Annotated in this window: 10 protein-coding genes; 8 read left to right on the top strand and 2 right to left on the bottom strand. The window is 45.3% G+C overall.

Features of this window, described 5'->3' with window-relative positions:
- Nucleotides 1-26 precede the first annotated feature (26 nt).
- The 3 genes from HY58_RS02275 (at nucleotide 27) to HY58_RS02285 (ending at nucleotide 4,800) form a co-directional block, all read left to right on the top strand.
- A complete protein-coding gene (locus HY58_RS02275; protein WP_052323776.1) occupies nucleotides 27-1,385 on the top strand; it encodes a hypothetical protein in 1,359 nt (452 codons plus the stop codon).
- Nucleotides 1,386-1,593: 208 nt separating this feature from the next.
- On the top strand, nucleotides 1,594-2,865 hold the full coding sequence (locus tag HY58_RS02280) for a DUF5690 family protein (protein WP_039127016.1): 1,272 nt from the start codon (nucleotides 1,594-1,596) through the stop codon (nucleotides 2,863-2,865).
- A gap of 21 nt (nucleotides 2,866-2,886) precedes the next feature.
- A complete protein-coding gene (locus tag HY58_RS02285; protein WP_039127018.1) occupies nucleotides 2,887-4,800 on the top strand; it encodes a gamma-glutamyltransferase family protein in 1,914 nt (637 codons plus the stop codon).
- Here HY58_RS02285 and HY58_RS02290 read toward each other — a convergent pair.
- Nucleotides 4,782-5,873: a cell wall metabolism sensor histidine kinase WalK gene (locus HY58_RS02290; protein ID WP_052323777.1), complete on the bottom strand. Its 1,092-nt coding sequence runs from the start codon at nucleotides 5,871-5,873 to the stop codon at nucleotides 4,782-4,784. The two genes, HY58_RS02285 and HY58_RS02290, sit on opposite strands and share 19 nt — an antisense overlap.
- Before the next feature lie 37 nt (nucleotides 5,874-5,910).
- Nucleotides 5,911-6,600, bottom strand: coding sequence for a response regulator (locus HY58_RS02295; protein ID WP_039127021.1), 690 nt, complete (start codon nucleotides 6,598-6,600; stop codon nucleotides 5,911-5,913).
- Nucleotides 6,601-6,744: 144 nt separating this feature from the next.
- Between HY58_RS02295 and HY58_RS02300 the strand changes: the two genes are divergently transcribed.
- From HY58_RS02300 to atpF, 5 genes are all read left to right on the top strand, one after another.
- The gene (locus tag HY58_RS02300; protein ID WP_052323778.1) at nucleotides 6,745-8,943 is read left to right on the top strand and encodes a hypothetical protein; all 2,199 of its coding nucleotides are present in this window, start codon (nucleotides 6,745-6,747) and stop codon (nucleotides 8,941-8,943) included.
- Between the two features lie 35 nt (nucleotides 8,944-8,978).
- The gene (locus HY58_RS02305) at nucleotides 8,979-10,757 is read left to right on the top strand and encodes an ABC transporter ATP-binding protein (RefSeq protein WP_039127023.1); all 1,779 of its coding nucleotides are present in this window, start codon (nucleotides 8,979-8,981) and stop codon (nucleotides 10,755-10,757) included.
- A gap of 77 nt (nucleotides 10,758-10,834) precedes the next feature.
- Nucleotides 10,835-11,935 carry a F0F1 ATP synthase subunit A gene (gene atpB, locus HY58_RS02310; protein ID WP_039127026.1) on the top strand — a complete coding sequence of 367 codons (1,101 nt, stop codon included), beginning with the start codon at nucleotides 10,835-10,837 and terminating at the stop codon, nucleotides 11,933-11,935.
- Between the two features lie 44 nt (nucleotides 11,936-11,979).
- Complete coding sequence (gene atpE / locus HY58_RS02315) at nucleotides 11,980-12,228, top strand: ATP synthase F0 subunit C (protein WP_039127029.1); 249 nt, start codon at nucleotides 11,980-11,982, stop codon at nucleotides 12,226-12,228.
- Between the two features lie 119 nt (nucleotides 12,229-12,347).
- Entirely contained in the window at nucleotides 12,348-12,851 is a 504-nt protein-coding gene (gene atpF / locus HY58_RS02320; RefSeq protein ID WP_039127033.1) for a F0F1 ATP synthase subunit B, read from the top strand.
- Nucleotides 12,852-12,865 lie beyond the last annotated feature (14 nt).

The raw sequence follows: 12,865 nt of genomic DNA on the forward strand, positions 1-12,865 counted from the left end.
CTCTGAAAATTTTAAACTTAATAGAAATGAAATTGGTAAAACAATTTGCGGTAGTAGCGCTCAGTGCATTAACCATTACTTCTTGCATCAAGGTAGATGTTGGCGATGATATCAATACTGGTGGTGGTGGAGTAGTTCCTGGTGATAATATTCTTAATGGAACTATTGACCAGAGCCGTACGCTCACAAAAGGCACCTGGACTTTAAAAGGATATGTTTATGTGAATAATGGAGCAACACTAACCATTGAACCAGGTACTGTAATTAAAAGTGATGTTGCTGATAAAGGTGCACTAATTGTTGAGCGTGGTTCAAAATTGATTGCAGATGGTAAAGCAGATGCTCCAATCGTTTTTACCTCAGGTAAGGCAGCTGGTGAGCGGGCTCCGGGCGACTGGGGTGGTATCATAATTCTTGGTAATGCACCAACAAACCGACCAACTTCACCTGCTCCCATCATTGAAGGTGGTGTTAACCGCCCTTACGGTGGAACGGTGGCAAATGACAATAGTGGTATCCTTAGGTACGTTAGGATCGAGTTTTCAGGTATTGCCGCTGAACCCGGATCTGAGATCAATGGCCTTACACTGGGTGGTGTTGGTTCTGGTACAATTATCGAAAATGTGCAGGTTTCCTTTGGCGGTGACGATGCATACGAATTTTTTGGAGGTACTGTAAACTGTAAGAACCTGGTTGCCCTTGGTACTATGGATGATGATTTTGACTTTGATTTCGGTTATAGTGGCAAAATTCAAAATGCTGTATCACTGCGGGATAAGCCAGCTGATACAGATCAGGCTAATGGTATTGAGTGTGATAACAATGGTGCAGGCGATGCTGCAGAGCCTTTCACCCGCCCGGTTCTCTCAAACTTTACACTGATTGGACCATATGACACAACCGGCTCAAATTCTAACCACGGATTCAGCAACCGTTGGAGAAAAGCAACCCGTTTCGTTTTTCGTAATTCTATCCTACTTGGCCACCGTAAAGCTGGTTTCTCAATGGAAACAGCCGCTACTGCCCAAGCCTACAAGGATGGCCAGTCAGAATTCAAAAACAATATCGTCGCAGTATTCACAAAGCCTTATAATGTAGCCGGTGGTGCAGAAACTGTTTTTGCAACTGCTGACCTTGTAAAGGCAAAAGCTGAATCAGAGGGTTCTCGCACCCTTGCTTCACGTGATGATGTGCAGCTTACTGATCCATTCAACCTCACCGCTCCAAACTTTCTTCCTAAAGCCGGATCACCTGCTTTAACCGGAGCTGATTTCTCCGGACTGGATGCAGCATTCTTTTCACCAACTACACATGTAGGTGCTTTCGGAACAACAAACTGGTTGCAGGGCTGGACAAGCTTCAATCCAAAAACAAACTCATATTAATAAAACTGTCTCAAAAGAAAAAATGCCTGGCTCCTGCCGGGCATTTTTCATAATAGGGTAACCCTCACTTCATTTGCTGATAATATACCCGCAATACTTTTGTGCCTGTTCGTTTAGTTGTTGTGTTAGCAAATATTTTCTCATGCAGTCAGTCGGGATATGTCTATATCCCGGCTTTTTTTTCCAATCCGTATATTCGTTAGACAGCATGAAAATAAAATTCACCAAACAGGAATGGTCAACTGCTCTCTATGCGGCACTGGTAGCCTTCTGTTTATATACCTGCCTGTTCTCATTTCGAAAAGCATTTAACGTAGCGGCTTACAGCGGTCACTCTCTCTTTGGCCTTGATTACAAGATTGTGCTCGTCATCACCCAGGTAATGGGTTATATGGCAAGTAAGTTTTACGGTATCCGTTTTATCGCTGAAATGAAAAGGATCGGACGCGGACAATTGATCCTGATACTCACCGGTATTTCCTGGTTCTCCTGGTTGGCGTTTGCATTGCTTCCGGCTCCTTATAATTTCTGGTGCCTCTTTTTCAATGGTTTTCCGCTAGGTATGCTCTGGGGCATCGTATTCTCTTATGTTGAAGGCCGTCGCATGACCGACCTTATTAGTGCGGCCCTTGCTGTGAGTTTCATATTCGGATCCGGATTGTCCAAATCTGTTGCTGCATTTACCATGAGCACCTGGCAGGTCAGTGAATATTGGATGCCCTTTATAACAGGCGCTATTTTCGCTGGTCCGTTATTGTTATTTGTTTACCTGGTAGAAAAACTCCCGCCACCCACAGAGAAAGACGTCGCCCATCGTACTATGCGACTTCCAATGAAAAAAGAAGATAGGAGAAAATTACTGCGTGAGTATGGAACCGGTCTTTTTTTTCTTATAATGGTTTATATTCTTGTGACCATCCTGCGCGAAGTTCGTGACAGTTTCATGGCCGATATGTGGCGCGAATCAGGTGATGTTTTCAATAGCTCAGTGTTTGCGCAAACGGAAACTATCATCTCACTGGTGATGCTCCTGATAATCGCTTCAATGGTTATGGTTCGTAATAACAAGAGGGCCTTCAACATCACACATCTTATTATGGCCGTAGGCTTCCTGCTTAGCCTGTTGATGACGCTGGCTTATAAACAGCAGATCATTAACACATGGTGGTGGATGCTCAGTGTTGGGATGGGCCTCTACCTTGTTTATATTCCTTTCAACAGTATCCTCTTTGAAAGATTCATCGCGAGTTTTCGGATAAGCGGAAACGTTGGATTCCTGATTTATCTTGCCGATGCCTTCGGATATCTCGGCAGTGTGGCTGTTCTACTCAGTAAAACTGTGCTTCAGATCGAACTTAGCTGGCTGCAGTTTTATACCAACCTGGTGATGATCACGGGAGTGAGCGGACTGCTGGCCACACTTATTTCGATCCGATTCTTCAACAAAAAGCCGGTGCAGAAGCAGGCCGATTTATCTTAACTTCCTACAAACAATATTTTAATGAAAAGACTCCTGGTTACGCTCGTATTATTAGCAACATTATTTTCAGCAGGTGCCCAAACCCAAAAGCCCGTACTGCACGGCAAAAACTGGATGGCAATTACCGGAAAACCGCTGGCTGCCACAGCAGGTGCAATGATATTCCAACAGGGTGGTAATGCAGTGGATGCCGCCTGCGCCATGCTGGCCGCTACCTGTACAATGTGGGATGTACTGAGCTGGGGTGGTGAAACCCAGGCGCTGATCTTTAACCCGAAAACAGGAAAGGTCATTGCCATCAATGCATTGGGTGTGGCTCCAACAGGTGCTACCTCCGCTTTCTTCCATGAAAAAGGAATGGAATTTCCCCCGCAGTACGGACCACTTGCCGCAACTACTCCCGGCACCGTGGGAGGGCTTTGCCTTATGCTCGCCAACTATGGCACAATGACCTTGGAGCAGGTGTTGAAACCTGCAATGGAACTTGCTGCTGGTTATCCCATCGAAGCCCAGACCGCCAATCAAATGGAAAGAGGGAAGGAAATGATCCGCCAATGGCCATATAGCAAAGCCGTTTTCCTTCCTCATACCGGAGAAAAAAGAGAGGCACCCGCGGCAGGTGAAATATTTGTGCAAAAAGACCTTCTCGAAACGCTTCGTAAAATGGTGGAAGCAGAACGTTCGGCCCTTAAGCGTAAAATGAATCGCAAAGATGCCATCATGGCTGCCAACGACCGCTTCTATAAGGGCGATATCGCTACAGAATTTGTGCGGGGAGCCCAGGAGCAGGGTGGCCTTATTACACTCCAGGATCTCGCCAACTGGAAAGCTATAGAAGAGGAACCCATGAAAGTGTCTTATAAAGGAATTGATGTTTACAAATTACAACAATGGACCCAGGGCCCCATGCTGCTTCAGGCCCTCAATATCCTGGAGAATTTCGACCTGAAATCTATGGGTTATAATAGTGCCCGATATATTCATACCATTTACCAGGCTATGAACCTGGCCTTCGCCGACCGCGATTTCTACTATGGCGACCCCTATTTCCCCCCGGCTGAACCTATGAAAGGCTTACTTAGTAAAGATTATGCTCGAATGAGGGCTGCCCAAGTCAGTAATGACAGAAATATGGCCCAGGCATCGCCCGGAGATCCCTATCCCTTTCAGGGAGGCACCAACCCATATCGGGAAATGCTTAAGAAAAGAGGTTTTTCACTGGATACGACCAGCACAAACAGGCCAGCGGGTTTTATGCCCGCGCATGATAATCGTACCGGCGCAACAAATGCTGCTGAAAGTCTGCCCCTTGACAGCGCCTATATGGAACGCCTCTGGGCCGGTACCACATCAGTGGAAGCGGCCGATAAAGATGGTTGGGTTGTATCCATCACACCCAGTGGTGGCTGGCTTCCCGCAACAATTGCAGGTAAAACAGGAGTGGGGATGAGCCAGCGCCTCCAGAGCTTTGTTCTCGATTCAACCCTCAATCCGTTCAATGTTATTGAACCCGGTAAAAGACCCCGCGTTACACTTACACCATCCATGGCCCTGAAAGATGGCAAACCCTTTCTCTCCTTTGCCGTTCAGGGGGGTGATACACAAGACCAGAACCTCCTTCAGTTTTTCCTGAACATGGTGGAGTTCGGAATGAACGTTCAGGAAGCTGCTGAAGCTGCTAACATTAACAGTAATCAGCTTTGGCTATCTCTGGGCGGTGAAAAAACTGCCGACCGAAAGCCCCGTGCAGGCAGCATCCTCCTTCACGACAATACCCCTGTTTGGGTTCAGCAGGAATTAAGAAGAATGGGTTATTCCATATCACTCGACGACAGAACAAGTGGTCCTATCAATGCTATTTACTTCGATTGGAAACATAATAGTTTCTGGGGGGGAAGTAGTAATCATGGGGAAGACTATGGAATTGGTTGGTGAGTATTAGTATTGCGATTTCCTTCCTCTTCCCGGATGGATGATAACGTGAAACCGATTGTGGTTCCCACATCCGTTTTGCTACGTACATGCATGGATTCTCCATGTGCTTCAATTATATGTTTACAGATCGCCAGGCCAAGCCCGGTGCCGCCCTTATCGCGGCTCCGGGCTTTATCTGTACGGTAAAACCTTTCAAAGATCCTTGGCAGATGCTCTTCTTCAATGCCGATACCATCATCACTGATCTCTATTAAAACCTTAAACTCATCCGTTGTATATACACTGGCAATTACAGACCCCCCAGCCTTACTGTATTTGGCGCTGTTTTCTATCAGGTTAATCAAAACCTGACGGATCTTTTCCTTATCGGCAAATACATAGGTTGGACCCTCACATCCTTTTTTAATACTGACGGATACCTGTTTTGTTACCAGATTGAGTGATAAGGATTCTATAACCTCCCTTATGAGGGTCTGGATGATGAAATATTGCTTGTATAGTATCTGTTCTCCACTCTCCAGCCGACTGATTTCATCAAGGTCATTCATCAGGTTCACCAATCTATCTACATTTCGGGAGGTGTTCTGAAGGAATTTTTTCCTCACATCGGGATTGTCCATAGCCCCACTCAGAAGGGTATCAACATATCCCTGGATGGCAAAGATCGGAGTCTTGAATTCATGTGCCAGGTTCTGTAAAAACTCTTTTCGGAATGCTTCATTTTTACGAAGTAACTCAATCTCTCCCTCTCTCTGTTCGGCCCATTGTTCCACATCCTCCTTTACCTCATCAATACTTTTTTGCGGGAGGATATATTTATTATAAAACTCTTCCCGTTTGGATGCCTTGGTCTGGTAAATGAATTTGTAGATCAGCTTTATCCGGCGATATATAAATTGTTGCAGGAAATAAAAGATCAGCAGGTACGAAACGAGGAACAAAACCAGAAAAGAACCCATGGCTATTGTCCAGTTTTTTACCAGCACAAGATTGGCTAGTGCCACCAGCAGCGAAATAGCAAAAGCCAGCACGGCTGACACCTGGCGGGGAGAAAGACTCTTGAAATTGAACATGATACGAATTTAAGCCGAAAGCATCGCTTGCGCCCAGCTAGAGATCAAACTTATAACCCACGCCTTTTACCGTGGTAATGCAGTCGAGGCCCAGCTTCTGCCTGATCTTACGGATATGAACATCAATTGTTCGGTCACCTACAATAACATCATTTCCCCAAACCTGGTTAAGGATCTCGTTTCGCAGAAATACCCTGCCCGGCCGGGACGCCAAAAGGTAAAGGAGTTCAAATTCTTTTTTAGCAAGACTAACTTCATTGTTATCCACTTCAACAATGAATTTCACCGGATCAATCACCACATTGCCCACAGTCAGAATTCCGTTGGAACCAGCTTCTTCTTTTTTTCCCACCCTGCGAAACAATGCATTTACCCTGCTGAGCAGGAGCTTTGGACTAATGGGCTTGTTCACATAGTCATCGGCTCCGGTGTCGAAACCGCGTACCTGTGAACTTTCGTCGTTCAATGCGGTAAGGAAAATTATTAGCGTATCCTTGAAAGCTGGTTGTGTTCTAAGTATGGAGCATACTTCGGTACCCGTTTTCCGGGGCATCATTATGTCAAGAATGATCAGGTCGGGATTCACCTGTTTTGCCCTTTGTAATGCCTCATCTCCATCCTTGGCAGTATAAACTGTATAACCCTCGGCCTGAAGATTGTATTGTATGATCTCCAGGATATCGGGTTCATCGTCGGCGATCAGGATTTTTTTCCCCTTGGTGTCCATTAACAATTTATTTACGCAAAGTTAACCCTCGGGGCTGAGGGGGCGATGTTATGCTGATTATGAAATTGTTAAGGGCAATTTTAAGGTTAACACAACGTTATCCCTTTATCCAATGGTGTAATTTTGAACATAAGGCCTAAGGCTATGAATAAACTGCTACCCTTTTTACTGATTATTGCTGCATCAGTAGCGAAAGCACAAACCATTGCTCCCCTCTATTCAATCGACAGGAGCAGGGTGCTTTTCCATGACAATATTGATAAGGAGCAGAAAAAGCTCTTTATACAACCCGGCAGTCATGTAAGGGGCTATATCCCTCTTTCAAAAGACGAAGCTTTCAATGCGCAGGTCCGTTTCGCAATGCTTGATAAGGTAGATGAATTGCAGCAATCCATTGAATTGGATACCCTCCTCAAAGACAATGAAAAGATCAAATACCTTAAAGGACTCGAAATAATGACCCGCCAGATCGGTTTGGGTACCCGATCGAGGTCTTTTTCTGCAGCACTGGCTCCTGAAACGGTTAATGCTTATGCTGCCGCACTTGAACTTGACCGGGAGAATAAAGGTATTGACCCCGTGGTAAGAGATGCACATTACTGGGCCGGTAAAATACTCGTTGATTGCTTTAGCTATCCTGAGAACAAGGGTATCCCCGCAAGCAAGTCGATCCTTCAGGTAAAATATCTCCAGCTCTATCCTGAAAGGACAATGCCCTTCCTGAAAACAAATTTTTCCTATCCGACCCGTGATAGCCTGATTGCTGCTGAAGCCCGGCGTGACCCCCGGAAGGTATATGATTATGCGGCCGCCAATGATGCGCTGGCCAGGTATATCCGTATCCATCCCGATCCGGTGGTGAAGGTGATTGCAGAAATGGCTTCAAGCAGGAGTGGTCAGCTTTACTTCCCTTTTATTGATGATATCTACCGGGGCAAAATGACCTTCGATGAAATAGACAAGGTGAAAAACAATGATCTTGAATATTATAAGCTCATGGTCAAAACCCGCATGCACCATACTTCCCGGATGCTGTCAAAAGATACCCCCATGGAGCGCAAAGCCCTGGTGGAAAGAATGGATAACAAGGCTCGCCAGTATTTTATCAGCAAGATCAATGGGCTGCACAGCGCCTCTGATGCAGTGAGGTTTAAGATCCTGGAACCACTGGCGCCACATGAGCTTTATTACCTCTGTGTATTGGGTGAAGATGAAATTTATACATCCAGCTACCGCGGTGTGTTCAAGAGGATCATCCAGCGACTTAAAGGAGTTCCCACCGATAGCCTGTTCATGACCATGAACTTCGACTATTTCAGGAAGTTCATCAAAATGGCCGCTGCTTACAATGAGCTTGATACCCTTCTTAAGCTTATGCCCGATTCAAATGCAACCGTGCTCATGAAATCGTTCATGTTCGGACTTGAGAAAACAACGGATATGAACAACGTAGAAGACGCCGTTGACGTTGCGGATGCCTATAGCTCCATCTTTGAAAAAAATAAAGTGCTTGCTGCCAATATGCTGGAAGAGGCCAGATGGAACTATGACAGGGCTCAACGTAACGGTGACCCTAACGGTCAGAAAGTTTATTTCATAGAGAAGACCCTTTTTGAATCGGCCGACGCCAGCGCAAATATTGACCTCTCCAAAGCGCTTGGTATCCCTCCCGTTTATACCGTTGATTATAATCGCCTGGCTGATTCATCCGGACGTATCATCCAGCAGGTTTTCTTTTATGGGGATGATGATAAAGATGGACAAATGTCTTATGCCAACTTCATGAGAATGTTTAGGGGGAAAGACGACTGGAGCATTACTGAAAATGCGGATTTTGTAACAATAAAGAATACAAAGGGGAAACCAGTATGGATATTCGCCAATAAACCTCTTTACGGTGAAGATGATCCGGATACAAAAGCCCAGGAAAAGCTCCGTGCTTACCTCGACAAAGAAGGTCTGGAACCTACTATATTCATCCATCGCGGACATAGCTACCATGTGAAATCATCACTTGGTCAAATAACACCTTCGGCCCGTATTGTGATATTGGGTTCCTGCGGCGGATACAATAACCTTAATGATGTTCTCACCATAAGCTCAGATGCGCATATCATTTCTTCCAAGCAGATCGGTACGCGCACAGTTAATGAACCGATACTGAACGCCATCAATACCAATCTGAGAAATGGACAGAATATTGAATGGATGCCCATGTGGAACGACCTTTCCAAATTGTTCAGTGGTGAGTCTAAGGAAAGGTTCGATGACTATATACCGCCTTACAAAAATCTCGGTGCTATCTTCATTAAGGCTTACAGGGGCGTGGAAGAAGAAGAGTAAGTTTCTTACCGTTTACTGTTTCCTATATTTGCCGGATGTCATCTACCGCCGCAAAGAAGATATTTGATGTTGCCTTGTTGAAACGCGTATTTCAACTGGCTGCACCTTATAAAAAGAAGGTATTCCTTTCACTGGCTCTGGCAATTTTGCTGGCATTATTGTCGCCCGTAAGACCCTACCTCATTCAGATCACGGTAAATGATTATATCCGTAATGGAATGCTCGATTGGGTGATCCGGATAACCATTATCCAGGCGGCCTTCCTGCTTGTGGAGACAATATTCAGGTTTTTATTTTCTTTCACAACGGCATGGCTTGGACAATCAGTTGTTAAAGACCTCCGGATAACAGTTTTTAACCGCGTTATAAGGTTAAATCTTTCCCAGTTCGACAGGACCCCGATTGGTACCCTCACCACCCGTACCATCAATGATATTGAATCGATCAATGATATTTTTGCTGATGGTCTCATTCCCATCATCGCTGATCTTCTTTCCATTATATCTATTCTTGCCGTTATGTTCTGGGTCGATTGGAAGCTTGCCCTGATTGCGCTGGCACCATTCCCCTTCCTTATACTTGCTACCTATATATTCAAGGAAAGCGTCAACCGCTCCTTTATAAGGGTGCGAAATGCCGTAGCTGCACTTAATGCCTTTGTTCAGGAGCATTTGACCGGCATCCAGGTTGTACAGGCTTTTGCCGCGGAAGAGAGAGAGTATAAAAAATTCAAAAAGATAAACGCTGAACATCGTAGTGCCAATGTGCGCGCCATTTTCGCTTATTCAGTTTTTTTTCCCGTGGTGGAAATAGTTCTGGCAGTATCTACCGGGCTACTGGTTTGGTGGGGTGCCAGCAAGGCAATGCAATTGCCAGAATCGGAAGCAGCTGAAATGGCGGGGAAAATGATCGCCTTTATCCTCTATCTCAACCTCTTATTCCGCCCCCTCCGGGTTATAGCCGATAAATTCAATGTGCTGCAGATGGGTATGGTAGCCAGCGAAAGGGTTTTCAAGGTGATAGATAATGATGATTATATAAAAAATGAGGGCAGCTTCGCCCCAAAAAAAGTTAATGGTAAAATAGAATTCGACCATGTATGGTTTGCTTATAATGAGGAGCGGTATGTGCTTCGCGACCTCCATTTTACTGTTCAACCCGGCGAAACTGTAGCATTGGTTGGACATACCGGTAGCGGAAAAACTTCTATTATAAGTCTCATAAACCGACTTTATCATATTCAGAAAGGCCAGATCTGTATTGACAGTGTAAACATTGAAGATTATTCCCTCGATTCACTTCGTGCCCAAACGGGGGTGGTTCTACAGGACGTCTTTCTTTTTTCCGGATCCGTGATGGACAATATTACCCTGCGTAATCCGGAAATTAGTCGCGAGCAGGTTATCAGGGCCGCCCAACTGATAGGAATGCATGATTTCATTATGGAATTACCCGGTGGCTATGACTATAAAGTTATGGAGAGGGGTAGTACCCTTTCATTAGGACAGCGGCAATTGCTGTCGTTTATACGGGCATTGCTCTATGACCCCAGTATACTGATCCTCGATGAGGCAACTTCCAGCGTGGATACTGAAAGCGAAAAACTTATCCAGCATGCCATTGAAACCCTCATCTCCGGCAGAACGGCCATCGTAATTGCCCACCGTCTGAGCACTATCCGTAAGGCAGATAAGATCATTGTGCTCGATAAAGGTGAGGTAAGGGAGATAGGTAACCATGAAGAACTGATGCAGAAAGGAGGTTATTACCATTCCCTCTATGAAAGCCAGTTTATGAAGGCTATCCAGGATTGATGAATCCAAACAATTTCCCTGAGATTTTTCTACATTCAACCACTCCTCCCTATCTTTGCGCAAAATTTAGGATCGGCATGGCAAAAAATAGCATCAAATCTTTACTGGTAGCGGCTTTCAGCGCAGTTTTATTGGTATTGGGAACGGCTGTTCACGCCAATGAAGGCGAGGGTGAGGGCCCGAAAGCGGAATTCAATGCCGGTGAAGCCATCCTCCATCATATTGCGGATGCACATGAATGGCATTTTTTTACAATAGGTGATACCCATGTCACGCTTCCCCTGCCGGTAATACTCTATTCTCCACAACGTGGACTGTGTATGTTTTCCTCCGGCAACTTTCACCACGGCGAGTCGGCCTATAATGGATATAAACTTGATCATGGCCATGTAGTTGCAGTAAATGAAAATGGAACAGTTGACGAATCGGTTAAGGTCTATGATTTTTCGATGACCAAGAATGTTGTGCAGATGCTCCTTGCCGTTATAACCCTGATCTGGCTCATGACCAGCATCGCAAAAAAATACCAGCAAAACGGCGCAACCAAAGCACCAACTGGTTTGCAGAATGCAATTGAACCCGTTATCACCTTTGTTCGCGATGAAGTTGCCCGCCCCAACCTCGGCGCTAAGTACAAAAAATACCTTCCCTATCTACTGACGGTTTTCTTTTTCATCCTAATCAATAACATATTCGGTCTAATACCCGGTGCTGCAAACGTAACAGGCAATATTGCCTTTACAGCCCTGCTGGCGCTTATATCTTTAGTGGTGATACTTTTCAGCACGAACGGTCATTTCTGGGGACATATATTCTGGCCTCCGGGCGTACCCTTCCTGGTGAAACTGATCCTGATACCGGTTGAACTGCTTGGTGTTTTCATTAAACCCGCTGCCCTCATGATACGTCTTTTCGCGAACATGACTGCAGGTCACATCGTGATCCTGAGTTTTGTGTCGCTGATCTTTATTTTCGGTCAGATGAGTACGGTAGCAGGATGGGGCTTCTCACCGGTATCAATTGCATTTTCTGTATTTATATATGTGATCGAAGTTCTGGTTGCTTTTATCCAGGCCTTCATCTTCACCAACCTTACTGCCGTTTTCATCGGTCAGGCATTTGAAGGTGAACACCATCATGAAGATGCTCACGGGCATGAAGCAGCGAAAGCACATTAATAATTAGAATAAAGATTTTTTATAAACATCAAAACACAAAGTGTATGTCAATCATGAACATCCTGTTGGAAGTAGGCCAGGCACAGTTGGGTGGTGCAATCGGAGCCGGACTTGCCGCAATCGGTGCTGGTATCGGTATCGGTCAGATCGGTAAAGGTGCGGTAGAATCAATTGCCCGTCAGCCTGAAGCTGCTAACGACATTCGTGGAAACATGATCCTGACTGCAGCGTTTATCGAGGGTGTTGCCCTGTTCGCTGTAATCGCAGGTCTCTTGGCCGTATTGACCAAGTAATCCACCTTAAAAAAGTGCTGCATCCGGAGCAAAGGGCCGAGGGTGCAGACCTTCTTTACAGGTAAGAGGTAAGAGGTAAGAGGTAAGATTTGAGATTTAAGATAATTTAATATAATACCATGGAATTATTACTGCCTGCTTTAGGGTATTTTGTCTGGACACTGGTAGCCTTCCTTATCGTGTTCTTCATTCTGAAAAAATTTGCCTGGAAGCCCATATTGTCAGCTTTGTCTGAAAGGGAGAAAAATATTGCAGATTCAATTGCAACTGCCGAGCGTGTAAAAGTGGAGATGGCACAGATGAAGAGCGAGAATGAAGCACTTATGCAGCAGGCACGGGAAGAACGTTCCCAGATGATGCGCGAGGCAAAAGAGATCCGCGATAGAATGATCAATGAGGCAAAAGACCAGGCCAAGCTGGAAGCGGGAAAAATTCTTACAGATGCACAGGCATCTATAGAACAACAGAAGAATGCCGCACTAACTGATATGAAGAATAGTATCGGTAACATGGTCATAGAGGTAACGGAGAAGGTTATCCGCCGCGAGCTTGCAAATAAAACAGAACAGGAAAGCTATATCCGGACTCTCGCCAACGAACTTGGCACAACAGCAAGGAATTAATTGAAACAACTAGA

Source organism: Flavihumibacter sp. ZG627, assembly GCF_000814325.1.
Lineage (GTDB): Bacteria > Bacteroidota > Bacteroidia > Chitinophagales > Chitinophagaceae > Flavihumibacter.

What these genes read in the sequence shown, in the direction of transcription:
- HY58_RS02275 (WP_052323776.1), top strand. Translation starts at nt 27, where the DNA reads ATGAAATTGGTAAAACAATTTGCGGTAGTAGCGCTCAGTGCATTAACC.
- HY58_RS02280 (WP_039127016.1), top strand. Translation starts at nt 1,594, where the DNA reads ATGAAAATAAAATTCACCAAACAGGAATGGTCAACTGCTCTCTATGCG.
- HY58_RS02285 (WP_039127018.1), top strand. Translation starts at nt 2,887, where the DNA reads ATGAAAAGACTCCTGGTTACGCTCGTATTATTAGCAACATTATTTTCA.
- HY58_RS02290 (WP_052323777.1), bottom strand. Translation starts at nt 5,873, where the DNA reads ATGTTCAATTTCAAGAGTCTTTCTCCCCGCCAGGTGTCAGCCGTGCTG.
- HY58_RS02295 (WP_039127021.1), bottom strand. Translation starts at nt 6,600, where the DNA reads ATGGACACCAAGGGGAAAAAAATCCTGATCGCCGACGATGAACCCGAT.
- HY58_RS02300 (WP_052323778.1), top strand. Translation starts at nt 6,745, where the DNA reads ATGAATAAACTGCTACCCTTTTTACTGATTATTGCTGCATCAGTAGCG.
- HY58_RS02305 (WP_039127023.1), top strand. Translation starts at nt 8,979, where the DNA reads ATGTCATCTACCGCCGCAAAGAAGATATTTGATGTTGCCTTGTTGAAA.
- atpB (WP_039127026.1), top strand. Translation starts at nt 10,835, where the DNA reads ATGGCAAAAAATAGCATCAAATCTTTACTGGTAGCGGCTTTCAGCGCA.
- atpE (WP_039127029.1), top strand. Translation starts at nt 11,980, where the DNA reads ATGTCAATCATGAACATCCTGTTGGAAGTAGGCCAGGCACAGTTGGGT.
- atpF (WP_039127033.1), top strand. Translation starts at nt 12,348, where the DNA reads ATGGAATTATTACTGCCTGCTTTAGGGTATTTTGTCTGGACACTGGTA.